Below are 23926 nucleotides of genomic sequence, written 5' to 3'. Positions count from 1 at the left end.
AACCGAACGGTCAAGCACGACTTTCACAGGCGCACCACGAGCCCCTCGCTCAACGCTTCCTCGCCCTCACAAGGGACCCAAGTCCCGTCAGATGGAGGCGTTCCCTGAATATCCAGCAGGCGCAGGCAAAAGTCACAATCGACAGCAGTGATCCAGTAACGGTTGCAACAAACGAATCGCGGCCGAGAACCGCAGCTATACACCCGCCCGGAATCGCCACGGAACCTCCGACAACGAGGATCGGCTTGACCACTTCGGATAGTTTTGGTGTCACGCCGACGAATCGCGAGACCTGAACGGTGGCCATTGCGGCGTCAAGGACCATGCACACCGCCCACACGATGGCTGCAGCGACCATTCCGCCGCGCGGAATGAAGATGATGTTACCCACAATGTTGAGCGCGAGGACGACGATCTTGTTCACCGCCGCCCACCCGGAGCGCCCACTCATGATGAGCAGGGAGTGAATGTTACCGGCCATGAAGGTCACGATGGAGCCTATGCACAGAACCACGAGGACACTGGCCCCCGGGGCGAAGCCATCCCCGAGGATCCGCATGAGCGCCGGGGCGAAGATCGCCATCAGCGCATAGATCGGAGCGGCGAACAGGACCAGCCAGATGGAGGCCGTCCCATAGAGATCTCGCAGCTCGCCGGTACGCCGTCGATGCAAGAGCTTGGAAAACTGGGGCGAGACGACAACTCGCAGCGCCGTATCAACCACCATTCCCGCCTGAATGAAGCGAATCGCTCCACCGTAGATGCCCGAGGCAGCATTGCCCGCCAGCATGCCCACGAGGAGCACGTCCAACCACTGCAGGGCCTGCTCGAGACCCGCGGTCAGGGTGCGAGGCAGGGCGAAGGAGAGAACCTGGCGCCGCCTCTTCGACGAGGGCCATCGTCCGAACGAGTCGACGGCGGAGGGCATGTGCCGCAGCAGCAGCCACCACGCCGCGACGAGAACAACCGCGAAAGGAAGCGCCCACGCAACAGAGACGAGCGCGAGCGATCCCGTGAGCGCCGCAGCGAGCGCGACCAGGAGAGGGCGAAGGCCAGGAAGCAGGAGATTTTGAACGAGGACGTACTCACGCATGTTTCCGAGGGCGCGCAGAGCCGCCGAGGCAACGAGCGTGAGCGCACCGATCGGGACAAACCAGAGGACGGCGCGGGTGGAGGACGCCACCTGGGCGTCCCAGATAAAGGGCGCGGCGACCTCGAGAACGAGAACGCACACGGTCGAGACGGCTACCGTCATCGTCGCCATGAAGGACAGCGTCGCCCGTATCTCCTGCGGGGCATCCAACGAGAGCCGCGGAAGCAGGTAGATGGCGGTCGAGTCAAGGCCGACCTTGGCCAGCGCCATGACGATGGCGAAGACGCCGGTCGCCTGAGTGACCACACCCGCCCCCTGCGCACCCAGCATCCGCGACAGGATGATCGTGAACGCGAACCCAAGGACCGCCGAGGCGGCAGCGCCCACGAAACCGGCAATGCCGCCGCGCGCCAACGAACGTCTGGCTTGATTTGTCTCACTCATGTCCGTCCTCCCCGCTAGCCAGCGGTAACCTTGCTCCATAACCGAACGATGGGATACTCATGGACTTCGTCAACTCACTCTCGCCGCTGCGCAAGAAGATCCTCCTCGCGGCCGCGATCCTCCTGATCATCTCGCTCGTCGTCGTGGCCGTCCTGCGTCTGTCGGGTTCCCCCCACGCCGATACTGCCGCCGCCTCGGGCACGCAGAGCGCCCCCGACGACCAATCCGGCGAGCCGCAGTCGATCCCGAAGACCATCACGCCCCAGTCCGGCGGCCCCTCGAACGCGTCCGGGTCCCTCAGCACCGACACGGAGGCGGCCGGACAAACCTCTTTCGTCGTCAACACGCTGTGGGGGGCGTACTCCGATCCTGCCCAGGCGCAGGCAACAGACCTGTCCTCCGTGCTCACCGCTTCCGCGCTGGAAGAGTTCGACGCCCAGGCAGTGGAATGGTCCCGCGACGGAACCCACGCCACGGGAACGCCCACGCTGGAGGACGTGCATATCCTGAGCGATGACGGGGCGGGCAACGTCACGGTATCCGCGTGCGTGGATTCCTCATCCGTGAGCGTCCTCAACGACGCGGGAACCTCTCTGACGGATGACACGACCATGGCTCGCGCCCTCACCTATTTTCAGTTTGTGAAGGATGGCGAGAACTGGAAGCTGTCGGGGGTGTCCTTCCCCGACGACCCGACTTGTTGAGCCGCTCCAGCATCCGCGTGGAGAAAGCCCCGTCGTTCGCGGCGGGGCTTTCCCATTCCCCGACGCGGACGATGGGCGCGGCGCGCATCGTCCCCGCGACGCTGCCCGGCGTGGGCGCGCCCTCACGCTCGGCAGCCTCGTGACGCAGAGGTTCGTTCTCTTCCTCGAGGTGTCGGGCCAGCAGCGCGACGGCCACGACGGAGAGCATCAGGCCGGTGTTCATGCCGTAGTAGAACTGCTCAACAAGGGTCGCCAGGATGATGCCGCCCAGGATCGACCCGTACACGTCCGTCGCGCGCCACACGCGCGGAAGCATCCGAACGAAGAACGCGATGAAAAGGAAAGCTCCGACGATTCCGTAGGAGAAGAGCACCGTCCAGAATTGTCCCTGCGTGCCCAGCGACGGAAGCCACGCGGAGGCGGACGGGCGCGGGGCTCCAAAGCCCAGGAGCGGGGATTCAGCCAGTTCCGAGATGGTTTCGAGGTAGTTCGAGGCTCGGTCCTGGGTCGAGGAGGAAGCTGCCACTCGTTCGAGGAGCGATTGTGAGGCTGGCGTCGCCAGCCATGCGCCAATACCGATGACGACCGCTGCTCCGATGCCTGCCACGGTTTGCCACGCCCCAACCCTCAGGCGTTGGAATCCGACCCACAGGACGACGATCAGCAATCCGATATACATGCCTCGATTGAGCGTTGCCGCGGCCGGGATGACGGAAAGAGCACACAGCGCCGCAGCGACGAAACGCCACCGTGAGCGTTCGCGCCACAGGACGAACGCGAACACCAGGGCCAGGGGGAAAATCAACGAGAAGACGTTGCCGTAGGTGTTGGAATAGATGAACGGGGCGGAAGGACGAGGATCGGACAGCGCCCACGACGTCGGGTTCCACTGGGTGGTTGCGCGCCTGACGAACTCCTTGACGAAGTCGTTGCCGTGAAGCGAACGCGGAACGACGTAGTACATGAGCGTCTTGAAGCGCAGGGTCGGAAACGCCATCGCGATGAATCCGCCCACCGTCGTGGATGCGAGAAAACCCCACATGGTTGCCACGATCGTTCGCACGCTCAAAGACTTGCGGGCGTTGAAGGCGTAGACGGCGAAGATGCCGGGGGCAAGCTCGAGAGCAAAGCGGTAGATCGCGCCGATGACGCGGCCACCGGAATCCAACATGGACATGGAGGCAATCACCCAGGCGAGGAAGAAGACCCACAGAATGGTCCCCGGCGGAAAACGCAGGCCGCTGCGGCCCACCATCAGGACGAGCATGACGATGGCGAAGAGCGGCCACATCAGGTCGCCGGCCCCCAGGACCCACCAGAGTAGGTATGCGCAGTAGGCGACGACGAACGGCCAGGCGGGCAGGTCCTGCACGTCCTCACGCAGTGGCCCGATGCTGGCGGGGGCCGGTTTGCCCCAGATTCCTCGGCGCGCGCTCACGCCTCCGCGTCTCCTTCCCGGGGGCGGGCCTCCTCCTCAGAGGCCGGACCGGTCGGGCACTCGCCGCGCGCGTCCTCCCGGACGGCGCTCTGGCCGCCCTCGTGTGCCCGATCCTGGGCGCCGCGACAGCTGGGCACCAACCTGTTGCGACGCCGCGAGGACAGGTAGAGGAAGGGCCCTTCCAGGAAGCCCTTGATCTCGGAGATGGTGAGGGATCCGGGCACATCGCTGTCGGTACCCGAGACCCGCTCGCCTCCGGGCTTGATGCGGGCCAGAACAGCTGGCACTCGCGCAAACAGGGAGGCAAGGATCGTGGGCTTGGCGAGGATTGCCTTGGTGAGCAGGGCGGCCATGCCCGAGCCGTTGCCACGGATCTGCTTGTCGAGGCCCGCCTCGTCAACCCGGTGGCGGTGGTGCACCAGCGCATCGGGAGTATGGACGATGATGTCACCCGTGGCCAGGATGCGCGCAAACATATCGAGGTCCTCGCCTCCGCGCGTCGATGTGCCCGCTCCGAGGGCAGGATCGAAGGGGCCGACCTCCATCAGAACGTCGCGGCGTATGGCCATGCATACCCCTGCCCCCACGCGGGCGGTCGTCACGGGGTACAGCGGCCCTCCCTCGCCCTTCTCCCCCAGCGCCTCGAGGCCGCGGGGGAGGTCTGCCGTCGACCACACGCGCGCGGTGAAGTCTTTGGGGAAGCCTCCTCGGGATTCGAACCAGCGTTGGGGCGCGTAGCGCTGCTGGAGAGGCAGGACGATGCCCGTCGTCGCAGCCACGTATGGGGAGGCCGTGAAGGGGTCGATCATGGCCGTCAGCCAGTGGGGGTCAACGATGGCGTCGTCGTCGGTGAAGACAATGACTTCGCCTCGAGCCGCGAGAACGCCGCGGTTGCGTGCCCGAGACAGGCCCGGACGCGACGCCGAGACGATACTCAGCCGGGTGTCCTCGATGCCTGCGAGCTTCGCACGCGTCAGGCCCGTGTCGGGAGCGTTATCGACGACGACGAGGGTGAAGCGCTGATGGTCCTGGGCAAGAACGGCTCGCACGGCCTCCTCGAGCATGTCCGAGGACCCGACGGTGCACATGATGACGGTGGCGTCAACGTCGGCGCCAGCACCCTCCTCCCATCCTCGGGCGGGCGCGGGTGGAACAGCGGCGACGCGCGGATCCTCCTCCGGGTGATCGGTGCCCTCGATCTCCACGAAACCGGAGTTGCGTCCATGGTCGCGCACGAGGACGAGCGCGCGAGGAGCCGACGGGTCGCCGGAGACGAGCTGGCTGACTCGGGCGCTGCGGTCAACGTGCCAGACGGAGGCCGCCAGGTGATCGTCGGCGAGCTGGTCCTCGACGCTCATTGTTGTTCCTTCACGTCGGCGATGAAGTCCCTGGCGGGCATCGTGTCCGTCGGACTTTCGCTGACCGGGGTGACGCGGCCTCCATCCGGCGACGAGGCGGTCGGGCCCTCAGGCGTCTCGGCCAGCGCGGCGCTCGGCCTCGGCGCCGAGGCCTGGGTGGCGCTGATCGGTTCGCCCAGGTAGATCATGCCGTTGACTTCTCGGTTGATGAGTGCCAGTTCATTCAGAAGAGCGTGCAACTTCTTCAGGTCATGCCCCCCGCGCACCGCGATCAGCACGTGTCGGGAGGGACGAACCTCGTCCAGGAGGGAGGCCAGCGGCTGGTTGATGTCGATGAGCCGCGGCGCCGGCACCCTCGTCTCGGCCAGGGAGCGTGAGAGGACGCGGTGCAGCGGGCGCGCCTGCGGGTCCGTGGCGTCCACGATCAGGTCAACCCAGTGATCGCGGTCGATCGCCATGGCAAGCATTCGGGTCGGGGCGAGCCACGGCTCGGGTGCCCCCTCCTCGGCGCTCCACACGGGCAGCGCCGTGAGGTCGGCGAGCTGAGTGGGGGAAGCGAGCGAACGCGATCGGGTTTCCTGAAGGAGTACCGTCACGAGTCCGATAAAGAGGCCGACCGCCGTGGTAATCAGAATCATGCGCGACTTCGAGGGGGTGACCTCGTCTACCGAGGCATCCGCGTTCGTCAGAACGAGGCCGGCGCTGGCGTGGTAGGGAACGAGCTGCGCACTCTGCTCGGTGAGCTTGCTGATCTGGGTGCGCAGCTCGGTGGCACGCGGGTTCGCGGTGGGCTTGCCGTCCTCGTCGACGAGCGCAGGTAGCGCCGCCAACTCGTTTTGCAGCGCCGTGATCTGCTCGTTGATGACCGCGCTCATCTCATCAGCGCGCTTTTCCACGAGGGAGGTGCGCTGCTCGAGGTAGTGCGCAGCGATCGCGTCGGCGGCGGCCACCGCCGCCTCGCGCGTCGACGCGGTGTAGCCGATGTTCACGATCGTCCCGTTCGTGTCACCCGACACCTCAAGGTTGTCACGCAGCTCGCTCGCTGTGATGCCGCCGCCGAGTTGGGCAGCAGCGGCATCCAGGACAACCGCAGACTTGGCGATCCCCTGCTCGGTGGCCATGTCGGTCGTGTTCGACAACGACGCCCGCACCGCGGGAGCCGGTGTCGGAGACGGGGAGGTGACCGTCATCGCGACGGTCGCGGAGTGGGCGACCGGCACGGCGAATGCGGCGGCGACACCCACGACCAAGCCGGCCACGGTTCCTACGACAATCGACTCCCAGCGGCGCGCCAGCGCGTGGCGCAGGATCTGCTGGCCGCCGGTGGGCGGAGGAGTAAGAATCATGACTGTTCTCCTTGGAGGTGAGAGCGCACCCACGCGGCGCGCGCGTTCAGCCGACGCTCGAGGACGCGGCGAGACGAAGCGGGTCGAGACGCGACCCCCTGAGTGTAGACCTGCACGAAGCGGTCGAGCTTACGCTCGGCCCGATCGCGAGGAAGAGAAAGCAGCGACACCAGACGCGGCAGCTCCCGGCCCGTGAGCGCGACCGACAGGTCCGCAAACGCGCGCGCCTGCTCCGGATTCCTCCATGAATCCGCTCGCCAGGAGGCGTTTCCAGTGACTTGTCCGGGATGAATGCGGTAGAGCAGACCCCACGCCGCCAGGCGACGGATGCGCCCGCCAACGGCACCGACTCGCAACCACAGGTCGTAGTCTTCGGCGGGAACAGCGCGATAACCTCCGACGCTGTCGATAATCTCGCGCGTGGCGAGCATCGTCGGATGGCACACCGGGTTCGTCAGCAGAAGGTGCCACCCCATGTCCTCGGGAGTGATCTCGTAGGGAACACGAGGAACCGGGCGCGCACCCCGTAACTCGATCATCTGCGTAAAGACCATGTCGTCGCCGCGTTCGATAGCGCGCATCGCGCGCTTGAAACGGCCCTTGAGGGACACGTCGTCGGCGTCCATTCTGCCGACAAGGCGTGAATCCGTGCGCTCCATGAGCTGGGTGAGGACTCGCGACACACCTCCCTCGCCCGGCGTGATCTCCTCGATGCGCAGGCGCGGATCGACCACTCCCCCACGCGAGGCGCCTCGGATCGCCTCCCCGACCGTCGAGTCGCACGACGAGTCGTTGCCGACGACCAGCTCGGCGTCACGAGGCATCGCGGCGAGGGTGGAGGACACCGCCCGTGTGATCGTGTCCGCCGCGTTACGTGCGGGCAGGAGAACGGAGAGATCAGGCACGACCGCCACCCGCCGCCGCGGCGGCGTCAAGCGCCCGCAGGTCGCTGAAGCGACGACGCAGCGATATCGCGCAGTGGGCGATCGCCACCGCCGCAAGGAGGGAGTACAGAACCATGAACGGAGCTCCCAACCCCCACAGCACGAACGACCAGCACAGGACACCGGGGTCGGTGGGCAGCAGGATGAAGGACCTCAGGTTGCCGCCGCGGGTCTGCTTGCGTCCGGCAGCGCGCACGAATTGTTCGGCGAGGATCTGACTCATGAACTGGCCGGAGGTCACCCACCCGTAGGCAAGCGCCACGAGCGCGAGCCACCACGACTCCGGGAGGTGGGCCATGACCGCGATGGCGGTACAGAAGTGGATCGCGGGCGAACGGAACGCGTCAGCAACGTGGTCGACCCACTCCCCCGTCTTGGACGAAGCACCGGTCACGCGCGACACCTGCCCGTCAGCGGAGTCAAACATGAAGCCGACGGCGAGCGCCAGGCCCACGATGAGGCCCGACCACCAGGCGGGAGACACGGCGACCAAAGCGACGAGGCCGATCGCCGAGAAGCACACCGAAACGAAACTGACAAAGTTCGGCGTCCACCCTGAGGCGGCGCAGGCGGCGGCGACCACGCGGGCGGCACCCCGGTTAACCCACCGCATGTAGGCGGGCACGCCGGCACCCGGTTTCTGCGCGGCGGCGAGCGCCGAGCGGTAGGCCGCGAAACGGCTGCCCCACGAGGAGGAGGGATCGACCGCGACGGGCAAGCTCATTGTGCGTCCCCTTCCGCCGTCGTCTCGCTCGTCGTGCTCGCGGCCTCGTCGGCGAAGTCTTCCGGAGCGATGAAGCGACGCAGCTTCGTTGAGGATGTCGAGGGCGTGTAGGGCAGGTAGACCACGCGAGCACCAACCTCCGCCATCTCAGCTTCGAGCTGAGCGCCCTTGGGGGTGCCTTTCCAGTCGTCGCCTTTGAAGAGAACGTCAAAGGGCTGCAGGCGCCACGCCAGGCGTTTGTCCTGATCGAGGTCCACGACGACCGCGTCGACGAAGCGCAGGGAGGACACGAGGTCGCAACGCTCCTTCAGCGGGATGACGGGGGCACGCCCCTTCATGCGGATGAGGGCCTCGTCCGAGGTCACCCCGACCACCAGACGATCGCAGCGCTCACGGGCCGCGCGCAGGATATTGAGGTGTCCCTGATGGAACATGTCAAAACCCCCGGGTACGTAGCCGGTGACGGAGGTGCGTTGCTGAGTCGTTTCGTCCACGCATACAGTGTGCCATTTATCAGACGGTCAACGCGACGCTTACCCACTAAATGACCGAAAGATCACGTCTCCGCTTTATCCACACAGTAGCAAACTCGGCCGCGAAAGCTAGGAAAGTCAAGCAAAAATGACCACGTGGCCGCACCGGTGTTCCAACAGGGCGCGCCGTGCCCGCCCCAGCTCACGGCCGACGCTCGCCAGGGGCACCCACCCAGCGCCCGGGCGCTGGCCACCGCGCAGGAGCGCGCGGCCCGCCCGAGTGCGCTCAGCGCGAGAACACGACGGTGCGGTTGCCGTTCATGAGGACGCGTCGCTCTGCGTGGAATCGAACAGCCTGAGCGAGGACCCGTCGCTCGACATCTTGACCGAGCGCGACCATGTCGGGAGTGGAGTCGGCGTGGGATACCCGCGTCACGTCCTGCTCAATGATCGGCCCCTCGTCGAGGTCGGCCGTGACATAGTGGGCAGTTGCACCGATGAGCTTGACGCCGCGCTCGTGGGCCTGCGCGTAGGGGCGCGCGCCCTTGAAGGAAGGCAGGAAGGAGTGGTGGATGTTAATGACGCGGCCTTCCATGGCGCGGCAGACCTCGTCGGAGAGGATCTGCATGTAGCGGGCCAGGACGACCAACTCGACGTTCTCGGAGGCGATGAGATCGAGGAGCTGGCGTTCCGCGTGCGCCTTCGCGTCCTTCGTGACAGGTATGTTGAGGAAGGGCACGCCGTAGAACTGGGCGACGGGGGCAAGGTCGGGATGGTTGCCAACGACCGCGATGACGTCGATCGGCAGGCCCTGCGTCTGCTGGCGGTACAGGAGGTCGGTCAGGCAGTGGCCTTCGCGCGACACCATGATGATGGTGCGCAGCTTGCGGCCCAGGTCGTCGACACGGTAGGTGGCGTCGAATTCTTCGGCGACGGCGGCCAGGCCCTCGTCGATGGGTGCGCGGCCCTTCGGGGAGTCCACCTCGACGCGCATGAAGAAGGTACCCGTGTCAGAGTCGCCGAACTGCTGGGACTGGACGACATTACCGCCGGACTCGCCGATCACGCCGGTGACGGCATGCACGATACCCGGACGGTCCGGGCAGGACAGGGTCACGACGAGCTGCGCATTTTCAGTCATGGGTTTCAGTCTACCCAGGTTCGTAGCCGTCAACGAAGCCGGGGCATCGTTTGCGGGAGACGCCACGGCCGGGCGGGACATCACTATTCCACGCCGAACATCGGTCCTTCAGAAAAAGCCATCTCCGCTCGAAGAAGTCCTATCATCGTGCGCATGAGGATTCGCTTCGCCGCCGCCACCGACCTCGATTTCATCGAGAGTGCGTACGCTCATGCCCGCGCATTCATGCGGGCGAACGGGAACGCGACACAGTGGCCCGACGGGTATCCAAGCCGTGCGGATGCACAGGAGGACATCAGGCGCGGGCACTGCTACATCGTCGCGGACGATGACGGGCCGCTCGGCGTCTTCTCCTACGCTCCAGGCCCTGAGCCAACCTACACCCAGATCGACGGCTCATGGCGGTCGGAGGCCAACTACCACGTCATCCACCGCGTCGTCGCCGTGCGCGGGCGGGGCGTCGCGCGCGCGATCTTCTCGTACGCCGCCGAGGGCGCCGACTATCTTCGCTGCGACACGCACGAGGATAACGTCCCCATGCGTCACGCCCTCGCTGCCTTCGGTTTCCGCGAGTGCGGCACGATCACGGTGGCCAACGGGACCACGCGCATCGCCTACGACTGGCTCGCGGAAGACGTCTGCGACTGAGCTGACCTGCGACCGCGCGGCAAGGCCGAAGTGTCGGCGCGCTCTCCGACGCTGCGGCAGTTGCTGAACCGCTGCGGAAACCACGTCAACGCACTTGACGAATGGCCGCGAGGTCTCCCCGACGCGGCCTGCGGTGCGATGATCCGGACGGGGTCGGCCGCGAACCGGCTGGGGCTTTTTCTACATCTATGAGGCGACACGCCGACGACACGCCGCTGCAAGGACTCTAGATGTAGATATTCTTCCCCCCCCCCGAGTCACCGCAGCGGCGCACCTCCCGGCGCCTTGCTCTCGGGCGCTCACCCGAATCCCGACAACCACACGTCTGCCGGTATCCGCCACAGCGGACGCAGGCGCGCATTGGCCGCTTTCACAGCCGCGGCGAGAGCCGGCAACCCGCGCCTTCGCCGGTTTCACGGTTGTTTCACGCCACCTAGGGCACAACTCACCATAGTCGCCACTCCGCGCCCGCCCGACGCCAGCGTTCAGCACGCCCCGACACGGGCCTCGACGCCACGGGAGGCCGAGCGCACGCCATCACACCCCAGCACGACGATCCGCGGCACACGCAATCGCGACGCGATCCGACGAGCGTCATCGCTTATGCCACACGTGATGCACGCGCACCCCGCAACATAAGCGGGCGCGCGCCCGGCCGACTAGCCGGGCGCGCGCCCTTCCCACCAACCGCCGCGAGGGCGGTAGCCTCACTTGATGAAGCCGAGCGCCTTGACGGCGTCGTACTCTTCCTGAAGGGCCTTGATGTTGTGGTCGATTCCAGCGCGGGTCGCGTCGGAGATCTCCAGGCCGTCAACGACCTGCCACTCGCCGCCATCGGAAGTGACGGGGAAGCCGAAGTTCAGTCCGGCGGGCACGCCGTAGTGCGTGCCATCGCTCATGACACCGGCGGTGACCCACTCACCGGCGGGGGTACCGTGGATCCACGAGTACATGTGGTCGATCGCGGCATTCGCCGCGGAGGCGGCCGAGGAGGCACCACGCGCCTCAATGATGGCGGCGCCACGCTTGGCGACGGTGGGACGGTAGTAGCTGGACAGCCACTCGTCGTCCACCAGCTCGGTCGCGGGCTTGCCGGCAACGGTCGCGAAGGAGACATCCGGGTACTGGTCGGCGGAGTGGTTACCCCACACGACAACGTCCTTGATGTCGGCGTTCGCGGCGCCGGTCTTGTGGGCGAGCTGGGCGACCGCACGGTTGTGGTCCAGGCGCATCATCGCGGTAAAGCGCGACGCGGGAACGTCCGGAGCGGCGTTCTGGGCAATCGTCGCGTTTGTGTTCGCCGGGTTACCAACAACGAGGACACGCACGTCGTCGGCGGCACCGTCGTTAATGGCCTTGCCCTGGGGACCGAAGATGCCCGCGTTGGCCTCAAGCAGGTCGGCGCGCTCCATGCCCGCGCGGCGAGGCATTGCGCCCACCAGGTAGGCGACGTTCGTCCCCTGGAATGCACGGTTCACGTCGTCGAAGATCTCGACGCCAGCCAAAGTCGAGAACGCACAGTCATCGAGCTCCATGGCGGTTCCCTCGGCAGCCTTGACGGCCTGCGGGATCTCCAGCAGGTGCAGCTTGACAGGAACGTCCGGGCCGAACAGCTGGCCGGAAGCAATGCGGAACAGGAGGGCGTAGCCGATGTTGCCGGCTGCGCCAGTGACGGTGACGATACGAGGTTCTGCCATGATGTGGCGCTCCTTTACAGGTCCTGTGGGCACGTGCCCTTCAGTCGCGGGGTTTCCCACGCTCTGCCCCTAGGATACGTCGTCGGTCACAGTGGAACCCGGGCATCCAGTCCCAGGAGACCTCACCCAGGTGGTGATCTACGACATATGGAGAGGTTGAGTGCCTCGACAACAGACTCTCTCGGTACCTACAGTGGGGGTATGTCCGACGACCGCCCCAGCCCCTCTCCCAGCGCCGGAGCGGCGCAAGAATCGGCCCCCGCCTCGTCCCACGTCGACGAGGCCGTAGCGCACTCCGACGACCACGCGCACTCCCCGAGCGGCGTCCGCGGCGCGCACTCACACGATCATGCCCACTCATCGGCGTCCGCGGCACGCATTGGGTGGGCGCTCGTGGTGACGGGTACGGTCGTCGCGGCCGAGCTGATCGGCGCCTTCTGGTCAGGGTCCCTGTCGCTGGCGGCGGACGCGGGGCACATGGTCGTGGACGCCTCCGGCCTCGTTATCGCGCTGATCGCCGCACGCCTCATGCGCCGCCCGCGCGACGAGAAGCGCACGTGGGGATGGGCGCGCTCCGAGGTACTGGCCGCGGCGCTACAAGCCGGCATGCTCCTGACAATCAGCGTCATGGTCGCCTGGGAGGGCGCGTGGCGAGTGCTCTCACCACCCGAGGTCGAGGCAGGCCCCATGCTCCTCATAGGCATCGTCGGCCTGGTCGCTAACGTCGCGTCTCTGGCAATCTTGGCGGGTGGTCGCGACGCGAACCTCAACATGAAGGCAGCGTTCCTGGAGGTCGCCAATGATGCGCTCGGATCCGTCGCGGTCATCGTCGCGGCCGGCACCGAGTGGGCATTCGGCTGGACACGCGCCGACGCCCTCGCCTCGCTCCTCATTGCCGCGCTCATGGCGCCGCGCGCGCTCGCGCTCCTGCGCAGGTCCCTGGCGATCCTCATGGAGCAAGCACCTGAGAGCGTGGATGTGGGCGAGCTCCGCACACACATGATGGGCACCGAAGGAGTGCTTGATGTGCATGACCTGCACGTGGCCGCCGTGTCCTCACGCCTGGTGACGGTCACCGCGCACGTGACCGTCACGCACGAGGCCGACGGCCCCTGCCGTGACCGTATCGTCCACGAGCTCGGCGAATGCGCTTCACACCACTTCCCCATCAGTCACTCAACCTTCCAGCTCGAATGTCCACAGCACCGCGAACACGAGCACCTGGAACACTAGCGCACAAAACCACCGCGATTGACAGGCGGTCAGCCGTCTTATGGTCGCTCGAATTAACGCTGATATAGGTTTCACTCCGGGCACACTGATTGAGGCGGCCCGGAGCATTCAGCCTATCGCCGACCCCTTTTCGCAGTCCATCTCCACCCTGGGAGAAGAGCTCGAACCCCCGTGCCAGGGCGCTAATGGCCCGTACGTAGAGGCGCTCTCTCACGCAACGACGAGTTGGAGCAATTCCCTCAGCGTCCTCTACGAGGATCTCGGGCGACTATCGGATGCCCTCGTCGGGGTCGAGCAGCCATTTGGCGTCTGCGAGACAGCGATCATCCAGTCTCTGATCGAGGCAGCGTCAGGTTCGAGCGGAGATGACAGCACTTCCCCTAGCGGTAGTTTGGGCGCTGTCTTACAAGCCCTATCTGAGCAGGACGCTGGCGGAGGCGCACAATGAGCGGCGAATCGAAACTAGTGTTTCACGAGGCAGACGCCCGTGCAATGGCCGCCCTTTTCTCTGAGAAGGCAACGCTCGTTGGCAATTTCATTCCCGACGTGAACGACGCAATCACGAGCGCGGTTAAGGACTGGACGGGCGAGTCACGTGAGGCATGCGATGCCGCACTGAAGCGCTTGGAGGCGCGCGGGGAAGCATTATGTACGTTGCTCACCTCCGCGTCCGAAGCAATGACGAAAATTCACGAAGAAGGCAACAAGGCCGAGGTCAAGGCCTTCGCCCTTCTCCACACCGGGGTTTCGCAGCAGCTTCAAGGAGTAAAGGCCCCTGGCGCCACTCGTGGGAGCGGCGCCAGGGGCCCTGCTGGCTGCCCGGAGCTCAGTCGCCCCAGGCGACGTTCACGAGGGCGCCCCTGTTGACGGGAGCATTGGCGTTGAGGTCAAGGGATTCCGCAACCTCGGGGTCGAGTGTGGTGCCCGACTTCTCCAAAGGGCTGCCGGGAGCAGGATGCAGGTCGGAGGCTCCGAACTGGTTCTCCTGGCCGGGCAGGTTCACGAAGAGCTTCTGCTCGGTGCGCGGGGCGACGATGTCTTGCCCGTGTGCCTCGCGTCCCTTGGCCTCGCGCCCCGGCGCCGAGTCCGTGCCCACCTGCGGATGGGATGTGAACTCAGCGAGCGTGGGGGCGTTGAATGCGCCGCTTCCACCGCCATCCTTGGCCCACTCCCAGTGGATGGTGAACCGCTCGGTGTCCTTAGAGGTGCGGTAGTACGTGTTGTAGTCAAGCCCCTGAGCCTCTTCGGGGCCGTACACGGCGGTGCCGTCGCCGTTCACGCCGCCGCTGAAGCGCAGCATGACCGAGTAGCGCCACGGGTCGTCCTTCTTAGAGTTGGTGGACTTCGTCAGCACATTGTTGTAGATCTGGTTGTCGGTGGCGTTCCAGGTCAGGCCGTGTTCGCCCGACCACTTCTCGGGGGCAGTGCATTCTCCGGCCTTGTTGCGTGCGTTGCAGCCGTCGTAGCGCGTGTCCTCACGGATCACCATGGGGGAGAGAGTATCGACGATGGTATTGTTGAAAATCTTGTCGGAGTCGGTGCCCGACAGGACGATTCCCTCGAAGGAATTCTCGACGATGTTCGAGGCGATAATGTTGCCGGAACTCACCTCGTCGAAGATCGCTGACTTCCCGACGTTGATGAAGTGGTTGCCGACGATCTCGGAGTTGATGACGCCCTCGTCGAACCAGACGCCGATGAGGCGACGCGGGCTATCCACGTTGGGATCGTTGTGATTGTAGCCGGCCTCAGAGTAGTCGTGCGTGTTGAAGGCGTAGCGCACGCCATCGACGTGCGTGATCTTTGTGTCGCCGATGGTGCAGAAGGCTCCGCAGTTGTCAACGATGAACCCCGCCTGGTTGTTCATCGACCAGGTGTTGTGCTCGACGGAAATGTCCGAGGATCGGTTGATGCCGAAGCCGACGCCGCCGTTGTGGGTGATCGTGTTGCCCGACACCGTGGAGCCGTCGGCGTTCGTCAGGCCCAGTGCTGTGCCCATCGCCGAGTACTGGAAGGTGTTGTTGGTGACTGAGACGTTCTTCGCGCCAACGAAAAACATGACGCCGCCGGTGAGGGTGCCGATCTCGGGATCCTTGTAATCCCACTGCTGCAGGGGCGAGTACTTCTCGACGGTGAAACCATTGAAGACGGATCCCTCTCCGCCCAGCGTGAGCGAGCGGTGGTGTTGGACGACCTCGACGGTATGTCCGGAGGGGTTGTCGCCCAGGACGTAGGAGACGCCGGTGTGGGGCTTGACGTTGTATCCCTGGCGGTTGTTCTGAGGGTTGACCAGGGTCACGGGGTCGGGGTCGTTGACCCAGAAGGTGCCCGGACCCACCTCGGAGCGATCCGCCACCTGGGTGAGTTCCTTACCGTCAACGAAGACCTGTTCGGGGTAGGCGGCCATGCCCTCGATTGCGGGGTTCGCGTTCACGGTGCTCACGTGCGAGAAACGGACGAAGTCGCTGCGGGCTGAGGAGTAGGTGCCGTCACCGTTGTCGTTCCAGTCCGTGACGATGTCCGCGCCGTTGAGTGAGACCTGCTGCCCTTTCCCGGCGGTGATCGTGAGCTTCTTGGATGTGGAGAGTTCGCCTTCACGGTAGGTGCCCGAGGCAACTTCGACAGTCGCTCCTGAGGGAGCTGCTTTCAGTGCTGCTCCCAGCGTGGCAAACGGGCGCTCTGCGCTGCCGTCGTTGGTGTCTGAGCCGGAGGCTTGGGAAACGTGGATCGTAGTGACCGGGGCGGCGAGCGCCGGGACGGCGATAAGTCCCGCCGATACGAGCGCGAGGGCGCCCACGGCTCCGATTGTCCTGTTGAGATAGCGCATGAATTCACTTTCTGGGTATCCGGTGTTCACGAACCAACACAAACCGAATGGTAAAAGTTGGTCACCCAGTACGATACCCCCTCTTGTCGCGTAAGCCAAGCCGGTGAGGATTCTGTCTGTCGTAACGGTCAACCGCTCAGCGCTGGTTGGGTTCCCAGCGAGGTTTACCTTGTTGGACGGTGCGGGCCACAATGCCTGCTCAAGCCGCGGTCGCTGTCCCTTGCCACTTCGTTTGACGACTGTGTCTCGCCGCGGCGTGACTCAGTGGGTCAGATGCTCGCGTTCGCGGTGCTGTGGGCATTCGAGCTGGAACGTTGAGTGTGCGATGGGTTCGCGGTGGCATGCATACTCGCCCCTCATGCTCAGGGTCGCCCCCAGGCGACGGCGATGCCTCGTCAAAACCTCCCTACGCTCCCCGACCTCGTCCCCGGACACGGCGAGACAGGTCCCGCACTCCAGGCACGCCGCGTACTCGACACCAACCGTGCCATCGGCTTCAACCGAGTACACCTTCGCCGGGCAAATCCGCTCCAACAAGGCGCCGGCACCAGTGGCGCGAGCGAGTTCCTGATTGACCTTGATGTGCGATTCTTCCTCATCCAGGTTGTAGGTGTTCCCGGCCAGTCGGGCCGGGACACTCTCGATGACGAATGATGCCATTACTCGTCCTCCTTTTAGAAAACCTCGTCACAGGGCGCGGATGCCCGCGAGGACATCGCCGATGGTCTGAGGCCCGTAGGTGTACAGGGCGAACATGGGAATGGCCTGGCACAGCCAGATGACTCCGATGAACACGATTCGGCGCAGATAGACTCCCCGCAGGACCTTGCGCACTAAGGTCGGCGCCGCTTCTTCGGACTTGGGCAGGCGAACGTTTGCCCCCAGGGTTTCGTGGACGATACGCTGCGCTTCCTCGGTTCGTCCCTTGGAGACGAGGCAGCGCGGTGACTCCGGGATGTTCCACCTGCCGAGGAGGATAAGGAATCAGGGAACAGCCGAGGAAGCGAGCATGTATCGCCAGCCGTGAGCGGTGTTGATGAGCGCGAAGCCGACCAGAGCGGCGACATTGGCGCCGAGGTACCAGGCGGCGGCGATGACCCCCATGGCCGCGGCGCGGTGCTTGCGCGGCGAAAACTCCGCGATCATCGACGTCGCAATCGGGTAGTCGGCGCCCACGGCGACGCCGACCAGGAACCGTAGGATGACGAGCATCGGCGGGGCGTGGACAAAGGCGCACAGGACCGACAGGACGGCGATCACCACCAGGTCGATGACGGGTTCGTTGGAAGCACAGCTCGCCTTCCTTGACCTTCCACAGTCGGGCCGTCAGGGTGCTTCCCGGGTGCACCGGGGAGGTGATGCGGGTCCTAAAGCGGGTAACGCGCTCGGGTTCGCCGGGGACGAATGCGTTGATGGCGTGACGCATGTCACCGCGCAACGCAGTAGACGGATTCCCCGATCACGCACGGAGACCGCGGTACGCGAGACGGCACACGACAGCGTCTTCCCCGCGCGCCTCTCAGTCGCGCCCGCCCGACACCCGGACGCAGTTCGCCGCCCATAGGCCCGTCAAGGCCGCCGAGTCCGACCACGGGAACGCCAGGTAGTCGCCCGCCAGAATGACCGGGCCCCTGTGCTCAACGCGATAGCGGCGAACCCTGCCGACTCGCCCGACCCGGCAGGTCGGCATCGCGGCGGGAATCCTCACGACGCGGCTCGCCTCCCCGTCAACGGCTTCTTGCAGAGTCGGCGCGAGCTCGCACAGCGCCGCAACCGCTCGCGTCACCACATCGGCGTCTGGCTCTCCCTGGGAGATCAAACGCTCCGCCGCCTCCCCATCGAACATCACGGTCACGGCATCTGCGCCCGGCGCCGCGTGCCCGGCGCGGCTCGCCACACACAGCGCGGCAATGGGGCCAGCCTGACTCGGCGACGCCAGCAAACCGTATGCACCGCCCAACTCGCGTTCCGTCAGGCGACGACGGCACGCGAGGACGACCAGGAGCCCCGAGCTATAGGGGGTCGACAGCAACTGGGTTTCGAGCGGGGACGGATCCGCCACGAGCGAAGCGGCCGCGGGTGCGGGAACGGCCAAGACGATCCGATCCCCCTCAACCACCGTCCCGTTGGCGAGGACCAACGCGCCGCCGGTCCTGTCGCGTTCGACACGCACAACAGGAGCCTCGTAGTGGATCGACAGTCCCGCGGCCAACGCCCGAGGTATCGCCTCGAGCCCGGGATTTGCGGTGAGCGTCGTGAACGGGCGCGAGCCGTAGGACACCATGGCCAGCGCCGCCGACGCCGACGTCTGCGCAAGGCCCTGAAAGTAGTATCCCCGAAACGACGAGCCGATGACAGCGTTCGTGAAGGCCCGCCCAAATCGCCCGGAGCACCACGCATCGGCGGGCACGTCAATGTCGGCCCACTGGGCCGGGTCAGCCGGATTGGCCTTCGCCAGGCGCGGAAACTGGCGGGCCAGCTGCCAGCCCGCCTGGGCGGCTTCGCGCCAGCCCATCACGCCCGCTCGCACCATCGCGAATCCGTTGGGGACGTAGGTCACAGCCTGCGAGTCGACGATGATTCCTGCGCGCGCACGAATCGGGCGGAGCGCAACGCCGAGGCGCTCGGCCATGCGCGGGATGACACGGTAGGTGGAGGACAGGAAGTTAGCGCCGACCTCGACCCGACAATCGGCGACCGTTGCGGTCTCCATGCGTCCGCCCGCGCGCCCGCTCGCCTCGTAGACCTCGACGTCCTGGCCCCACCCGGCCAGCGCATCCGCGCACGCGAGTCCCGAAATCCCAGCGCCGACGATCAAGGTTCTCATGACGCCATACTAGCGACTCACGCGAGCATTCCGTGAACGTCTAGGTTCTTGTGGTGGTTGCGGCGATTCTTGGTGAAGAAGTTCGTGGACGCCTCCCCTGCGCGCTGACGCCGGCGCCCCCCTCGTTCCGCCCTTGGAGCAACAGGCACTGGCGGCGCTGCCCTCGATCGGTCGGATGCCGGTTCTCCAGGGGATCATCCTATTTGTCGGTCTTTTCGCGGCACACGTGAGCGCCAGCCTTGTTAAAGCGCTCCTCGCCGGACCTCTCGGCCCCGCGTTAGCCGCCACCATCGGGTACGTGATCGCCAGCGTGATCGCCGTTTGTTTCTATCTTCTCGCCGTACGCCTCGTCGGGACCAGGCAGGCGAGCGATTTTGAAGGGCCGGGGTGGTTGCGGGAACTCATCTCAGGCGTAGTCCTCGGAACGCTCCTCATGGGCGTCGCCGTCGCCTGGGCGTTCGGCGCCTACACGGTGATCGGGTTCAACCCGCATTCGCAGGCCGGGCGGCTCCGGCGAGATCGCGGCCTGTAACGGGGGCGGCGCGCCGACGACGAGTTCTCAAACCTCCTGGGCAGCGAGGATGCGACCTCATGCGCCAGGTCCAACCTGACGCACCGAGTTATCCTCGCGCCCCTCCTGGGAGATGCCAGCGACCAGCCTGGTTCCATCACCCACATTCCCCTTGACAGCGACGCCGCGTCACAGTGTTCGATGGTACCCATGAGAGTCAAAGTGATGGCCGACCTGGCGGGGACCACGACGCGGACGGTGCGCTACTACCACCGCCTGGGGCTGCTCCCTGTGCCCCCACTCGTCGCGGGGCGCCGCGACTACGGGATTGAGCACCTGGCCCGCCTGCTGCGCGTCCGGTGGCTGGCCGAGTCTGGGATCCCCCTGGCGAAGATCGCCCAGATGCTGCCCGACGAGCCCTCCCAGGGGCGCAGCGCCATCGAGGCGGACCTGCTCGCCACGCGGGCGCAGATCGACGCGCGCATCGAGGTCCTGCACCACCAGCGGGCCCGCATCGACGAGCTCGTAGCCAGGGTGCGCTCCGGCGAGGCCCTCTCGCCCCTGCCCATCGTCCTCGAGCGCTTCTACGATCGCATCGAGGGCCTCGCTGAGGACCCGGCCACGCTGCCCATCGTCCACACGGACCGGCGCATGGTCCTGGCCCTGGCGATCTCGGGACTCATTCCGGCCTCGCTGGGCCCTTTCATTGACGGACTCAGCGACGAGGACCACCGAGCGGTGGTCCGCATGTTCACCATGTTCGCCACACTCGACCGCAGCCGCTACCCCGGCGCCTACGGCGACGAGGAGAGGGAGCGCGTCATTGAGGAGCTCGAGGAGGCCGAGTGGGCCGTCCTCGAGCGCAACAGGGCCACCGCCCTCGCGTTGCTGCGTGACCTGCCCAGTGGCGGGCCCGGGCACCTGTTGTGGAAGCGGGTGGCCCGGCTGTCCAAGATCGGCTACCCCGAGCCCGATCAGAGGCGCGTCATCGACGACCTGGTCCGCCGCTTGCAGGCGGACCCGGAGTTCGGGCCCGTGCTCGAAGAGAAAACAGGAAAGGAATGGAGCATTGTCTGATCTCATCGAGGCCGAGGGCCTCATCAAGAGTTTCGGGAAGGTCAAGGCCCTGGACGGCCTCGACCTTGGTGTCGGGAAAGGCCAGATCCACGGCTTCCTGGGCCCCAACGGCGCGGGGAAGTCCACGACGATCCGCGTCCTGCTGGGCATGTACCACACCGACGGCGGCCGCGCCCGCGTCCTGGGGATGGACCCCACCCGCGAAGCCTCCGCCATCAACCGCCGCCTCGCCTACGTGCCCGGCTCGGTGAGCCTGTGGCCCAACCTCACGGGCGGGCAGGTGCTCGACACCCTGGCGGGCCTGCGCGGCTCGCGCGACCGCGCCCGCGAGGAGGAGCTCACCGAGCGCTTCGACCTGGACCTCACCAAGAAAGTGCGGACCTACTCCAAGGGCAACGCGCAGAAGGTGGCGCTCGTGGCCGCCCTGTCCGCGCCCGTGGACCTGCTCATCCTCGACGAGCCGACCTCGGGCCTGGACCCCCTCATGGAGCGCGTCTTCACCGACGTGGTCCGCGAGGCCGCCGACGGTGGCGCCACCGTCCTGCTGTCCAGCCACATCCTGGCCGAGGTCCAGGACCTGTGCTCGCACGTGACGATCATCAAGGACGGGCGCACCGTGGAGAGCGGCGACCTGTCGTATCTGCGCTCCCTGGCCGAGACCGCCATCCGCATCGGCGTCGGCGAGGCGGACGCGCGCCGCCCCCGCCTCGTCGAGGCCCTGGCCGGGCTCGGCGCCCCCGTCCGCCCCACCGGCACCCGCGTGGAGACGCACGTCCCCTCCTCCCTGGTGCCCGCCGTCCTGGGCGCGGTCGCGAACCTGGGGGTCGACGACGTGCAGGTGGAGCCCGCGAGTTTGGAGGACCTGTTCATGAGCCACTACTCGGGGGACCAGGGGGCGCGGTCATGAGCGCGCTCACGGGAGTCCGGCGGTGCCTGGGACTGGCGACGCGCCGCTACAGGTGGCAGGCACTCGCGTGGATGGTGCCGCTGTGGCTGTTCCTACTGGGCCACCCCATCGCCCTGCAGCGCACCTACCCCTCCTTGGAGGTGCGCACGGCGATCCTGGCCCAGATGCGCGACGCGCTGGGCGTGCGCCTGCTCTTCGGCCCCGTCCCCGACACCGGCGGCGTGGGGGAGTTCGCCAGTTGGGAGGACGGCGGGTACCTGCTGTGGTTCGTCGCGATCATGGCGATCATGCTCACGACTGCACTGGCCCGGCGCGATGAGCAGGACGGGCACGTCGAGGTCGTCCTCGGGGCGGGCGCGGGCCGCTGGGCGCCCTTCGCTTCGGCGACCGCGTGGGCGCTGGGCGCGATGGCGCTCACGGGCGCGGGGCTGGCGGCCTCGCTGATCGGCGTGGACGCCGTCGTGGGCGAGACGCCCCTGCGCGGGGCCCTCGTGTTCGGCGGCGTGGCCATCGCCCAGGGATGGGCTTTCGCGGGCGTCGCTCTGGTGGCCTCGCAGTTGGTTCGCGACGCCTCGGCGGCCCGGGGGCTGTGTTTCACGGTCTTCGGGGCGGCCTTCGCCGTCCGCGTCGTGGCCGACGAGACGGGGGCCGCGTGGCTGCGGTGGCTGAGCCCCCTGGCCTGGCGGGATATCGCCGAGCCCTTCGGGGCGGAGCGCGTGTGGGCGTTCGGCGTCTTCGTGGGGATCGTGGCCGCGCTGGTGGCGCTGGCGGGGCTGCTCCACTCCCGCCGGGAGTTGCTGGGGGCGGTGCTGGCCGACCGCTCCGTGTCCGTCAGGCGGTGGCGCGTGCGCGGCCCCCTGGGCCTGACCGCGCGCCTGGGCGTTCGGCGCCTGGCGGCCTGGGCCTTCGCCCTGGTGCTCACGGGCGCGCTCTTCGGCGCGATGTCGGGCGATCTGTCCGACCTGATCGCCAACAACCCGGCCAGCGCAGCCTACATGGACAAGATGGCTCCCGAGATGCGGCCCGTCGTCCAGTACACCACGTTGTTCACGGTTCTGATGGTGGCCCTGGTCGCCACCGCGGTCGTCCAGCGGGTGCTCGGCCTGGCCGCGTCTGAGGAGCGGGGGCTGTCCGAGGCGGTGCTGGCCTGCGGGGTCCCGCGCACGCGCGCGCTCATAGCGGCCGTGGCCGACGCCATCGGCGCGGGAGTGGTCCTGCTCGTCGTGTCAGGCGCCGTACTGGCGGTCGCCATGGCCACTCAGGTGAGCGAGGACCACGCTCCCGCCCGCGCGCTCGTCTCCACACTCACCCAACTGCCGGGGGTCGTGGCGGCGGCGGGAATCGCCGCGTTGCTGGTGGGCGCAGCGCCCCGGTGGCGGTCCCTGGCGTGGGCGGTCATCGCGTGGAGTTCCTTCGCGCGCTTCTTCGGGGGCCTCATCGACATGCCGAAGTGGGCGCAGGATCTCAGCGTCCTGGGGCACGTGGCCGATCCGTGGGGGACGACCCACTGGCTGCCCATGGCCGTCCAGCTTGGGGTTGGCATCGCGTGCTGCGCTGGCGGCCTGATCGCCTACCGCGTGCGCGACATTCCCGCGTGAGCGCTCGTGTCCCGCCCGCCGCTCGCTCACGATGCCTGCGCGCCCCCGCGAGCGAGCGGCGCCTTGGTGGACACGTAGACTCGCCTGACCGCCAGCGCGAGGATGACGGTGACGATCAGCGCCCATCCCTGCGCCACGAACACGCTCACCGCCCCGCTCTGATACAGGGCCGCCCCAGCGTCCGCGAGGGCGTGGGCGAGGATCGCCCCGAGGATCCACCAGCGGCGGATCCGCCCCGTGAACGCCATCCAGACCAGGACCGACAGGGTGATGTGCAAGACGATGGCGATGGCGCGTTCGCCGATGCCCAGCAGGTAGAGGGGGGCCGGGGTGTTGATGAGTGAGTCGAGCTGGCGGGCGGCGACGTCACGCTGGGCGTCGGGCAAGCCGGCGAGGAACGCCTCGCTGGCCCCCGCGTTGATGATGCTCACCGAGGTCACGAGGCTGGAGACCATCCCCACTCCCACGAGCAGCATTGCCTCGATGCCTCCGTGTCCAATGCCCGCTCCGAGGGCGCGCCCGACGTCGTCGGGGCGCCGATCGCTTGCTCGTAGCACGGCGAAGCCACACACCCGCCCGAGCTCCTCGAATACTCCGGCCGTGAGCGCCCCGTAGAGGGTGTATAGGGCGGGATTACTGCGCAGGCTTGGGACGGCCGCGAATACAAGCGAGTGCGTTCCTCCCTCGAGGAGGAGAGCAAACACGACGAACACGAGCGCGCCGACGGCGGCGGACCACAGGGAGAAGCGCCACCTGCGCCGCGCAACGACGAGGATGACGATCGGCAGGACGAGCGTGGCCAGAGCGCTGACGCCCATGCACGCCAGGGACGGTGTTGAAACCATGGAAGCCTCGATTCGTTGGTCGGGAAGGGGAGCCGACGAGCGCCCGTACGGTTGAGGATACTCCCGGTCCCCGCCCACCCGTACCACATCC

Annotated in this window: 19 protein-coding genes and 2 pseudogenes; 7 read left to right on the top strand and 14 right to left on the bottom strand. The window is 66.7% G+C overall.

The genetic code is table 11. From position 1 onward, the window contains the following. Positions 1-49: 49 nt before the first annotated feature. A complete protein-coding gene (locus HMPREF9006_RS09180; protein ID WP_009213322.1) occupies positions 50-1537 on the bottom strand; it encodes a flippase in 1488 nt (495 codons plus the stop codon). Between the two features lie 59 nt (positions 1538-1596). On the opposite strand from HMPREF9006_RS09180, the gene HMPREF9006_RS10675 reads away from it, so the two are divergent. Then, complete coding sequence (locus HMPREF9006_RS10675) at positions 1597-2241, top strand: hypothetical protein (protein WP_034231682.1); 645 nt, start codon at positions 1597-1599, stop codon at positions 2239-2241. Here HMPREF9006_RS10675 and HMPREF9006_RS09170 read toward each other — a convergent pair. The 7 genes from HMPREF9006_RS09170 to purU form a co-directional block, all read right to left on the bottom strand. Beyond that, positions 2162-3679, bottom strand: coding sequence for an O-antigen ligase family protein (locus HMPREF9006_RS09170; RefSeq protein ID WP_009213320.1), 1518 nt, complete (start codon positions 3677-3679; stop codon positions 2162-2164). The two genes, HMPREF9006_RS10675 and HMPREF9006_RS09170, sit on opposite strands and share 80 nt — an antisense overlap. Continuing rightward, positions 3676-5037 carry a glycosyltransferase family 2 protein gene (locus HMPREF9006_RS09165; RefSeq protein WP_009213319.1) on the bottom strand — a complete coding sequence of 454 codons (1362 nt, stop codon included), beginning with the start codon at positions 5035-5037 and terminating at the stop codon, positions 3676-3678. The genes HMPREF9006_RS09170 and HMPREF9006_RS09165 overlap by 4 nt, the downstream gene beginning before the upstream one ends. Continuing rightward, positions 5034-6383, bottom strand: coding sequence for a membrane protein (locus HMPREF9006_RS09160; protein ID WP_009213318.1), 1350 nt, complete (start codon positions 6381-6383; stop codon positions 5034-5036). Before HMPREF9006_RS09160 ends, HMPREF9006_RS09165 begins: the two co-directional genes overlap by 4 nt. Beyond that, on the bottom strand, positions 6380-7288 hold the full coding sequence (locus HMPREF9006_RS09155; RefSeq protein ID WP_034232399.1) for a glycosyltransferase family 2 protein: 909 nt from the start codon (positions 7286-7288) through the stop codon (positions 6380-6382). Before HMPREF9006_RS09155 ends, HMPREF9006_RS09160 begins: the two co-directional genes overlap by 4 nt. Further along, positions 7281-8051: a CDP-alcohol phosphatidyltransferase family protein gene (locus HMPREF9006_RS09150; protein WP_009213316.1), complete on the bottom strand. Its 771-nt coding sequence runs from the start codon at positions 8049-8051 to the stop codon at positions 7281-7283. Before HMPREF9006_RS09150 ends, HMPREF9006_RS09155 begins: the two co-directional genes overlap by 8 nt. Next, positions 8048-8545 (bottom strand): adenylyltransferase/cytidyltransferase family protein, encoded by a 498-nt coding sequence (locus HMPREF9006_RS09145; protein ID WP_034231679.1) that lies wholly within the window; start codon positions 8543-8545, stop codon positions 8048-8050. The genes HMPREF9006_RS09150 and HMPREF9006_RS09145 overlap by 4 nt, the downstream gene beginning before the upstream one ends. A 265-nt stretch (positions 8546-8810) precedes the next feature. Next, the gene (gene purU / locus HMPREF9006_RS09140) at positions 8811-9665 is read right to left on the bottom strand and encodes a formyltetrahydrofolate deformylase (protein WP_034231676.1); all 855 of its coding nucleotides are present in this window, start codon (positions 9663-9665) and stop codon (positions 8811-8813) included. Positions 9666-9818: 153 nt separating this feature from the next. Here purU and HMPREF9006_RS09135 point away from each other — a divergent pair, with 153 nt between their 5' ends. After that, positions 9819-10313 carry a GNAT family N-acetyltransferase gene (locus HMPREF9006_RS09135; RefSeq protein ID WP_009213313.1) on the top strand — a complete coding sequence of 165 codons (495 nt, stop codon included), beginning with the start codon at positions 9819-9821 and terminating at the stop codon, positions 10311-10313. A 707-nt stretch (positions 10314-11020) separates the two neighbouring features. Here HMPREF9006_RS09135 and HMPREF9006_RS09130 read toward each other — a convergent pair. Beyond that, positions 11021-12010: a malate dehydrogenase gene (locus tag HMPREF9006_RS09130; protein WP_009213312.1), complete on the bottom strand. Its 990-nt coding sequence runs from the start codon at positions 12008-12010 to the stop codon at positions 11021-11023. Positions 12011-12211: 201 nt separating this feature from the next. Here HMPREF9006_RS09130 and HMPREF9006_RS09125 point away from each other — a divergent pair, with 201 nt between their 5' ends. Continuing rightward, positions 12212-13243: a cation diffusion facilitator family transporter gene (locus tag HMPREF9006_RS09125; RefSeq protein ID WP_034231673.1), complete on the top strand. Its 1032-nt coding sequence runs from the start codon at positions 12212-12214 to the stop codon at positions 13241-13243. An 826-nt stretch (positions 13244-14069) separates the two neighbouring features. Here the strand turns inward: HMPREF9006_RS09125 and HMPREF9006_RS09115 are convergent. From HMPREF9006_RS09115 to HMPREF9006_RS09100, 4 genes and pseudogenes are all read right to left on the bottom strand, one after another. After that, complete coding sequence (locus HMPREF9006_RS09115; protein ID WP_009213309.1) at positions 14070-16070, bottom strand: right-handed parallel beta-helix repeat-containing protein; 2001 nt, start codon at positions 16068-16070, stop codon at positions 14070-14072. A gap of 429 nt (positions 16071-16499) precedes the next feature. Beyond that, a pseudogene (locus HMPREF9006_RS09110) lies at positions 16500-16730 on the bottom strand (ferredoxin family protein); the annotation flags it as partial. A gap of 27 nt (positions 16731-16757) precedes the next feature. Next, a pseudogene (locus HMPREF9006_RS09105) lies at positions 16758-17330 on the bottom strand (MFS transporter). Positions 17331-17589: 259 nt separating this feature from the next. Next, positions 17590-18897, bottom strand: coding sequence for a protoporphyrinogen/coproporphyrinogen oxidase (locus HMPREF9006_RS09100; protein ID WP_009213305.1), 1308 nt, complete (start codon positions 18895-18897; stop codon positions 17590-17592). Positions 18898-19030: 133 nt separating this feature from the next. Here HMPREF9006_RS09100 and HMPREF9006_RS09095 point away from each other — a divergent pair, with 133 nt between their 5' ends. The 4 genes from HMPREF9006_RS09095 (at position 19031) to HMPREF9006_RS09080 (ending at position 22990) form a co-directional block, all read left to right on the top strand. After that, positions 19031-19429, top strand: a complete 399-nt coding sequence (locus tag HMPREF9006_RS09095) for a hypothetical protein (protein ID WP_009213303.1) — start codon at positions 19031-19033, stop codon at positions 19427-19429. A gap of 180 nt (positions 19430-19609) precedes the next feature. Further along, positions 19610-20485, top strand: coding sequence for a MerR family transcriptional regulator (locus tag HMPREF9006_RS09090; protein ID WP_009213302.1), 876 nt, complete (start codon positions 19610-19612; stop codon positions 20483-20485). Further along, positions 20478-21392, top strand: coding sequence for an ABC transporter ATP-binding protein (locus tag HMPREF9006_RS09085; RefSeq protein ID WP_009213301.1), 915 nt, complete (start codon positions 20478-20480; stop codon positions 21390-21392). Before HMPREF9006_RS09090 ends, HMPREF9006_RS09085 begins: the two co-directional genes overlap by 8 nt. Further along, positions 21389-22990, top strand: coding sequence for an ABC transporter permease (locus HMPREF9006_RS09080; RefSeq protein ID WP_009213300.1), 1602 nt, complete (start codon positions 21389-21391; stop codon positions 22988-22990). Before HMPREF9006_RS09085 ends, HMPREF9006_RS09080 begins: the two co-directional genes overlap by 4 nt. A gap of 26 nt (positions 22991-23016) precedes the next feature. Here the strand turns inward: HMPREF9006_RS09080 and HMPREF9006_RS09075 are convergent, their stop codons facing one another. After that, positions 23017-23808, bottom strand: a complete 792-nt coding sequence (locus HMPREF9006_RS09075) for a YhfC family glutamic-type intramembrane protease (RefSeq protein WP_034232393.1) — start codon at positions 23806-23808, stop codon at positions 23017-23019. Positions 23809-23926 lie beyond the last annotated feature (118 nt).

The organism is Actinomyces sp. oral taxon 180 str. F0310 (genome assembly GCF_000185285.1).
In the GTDB taxonomy this organism is placed as follows: Bacteria; Actinomycetota; Actinomycetes; order Actinomycetales; family Actinomycetaceae; genus Pauljensenia.
This window is presented reverse-complemented; position numbering and strand designations above follow the sequence as displayed.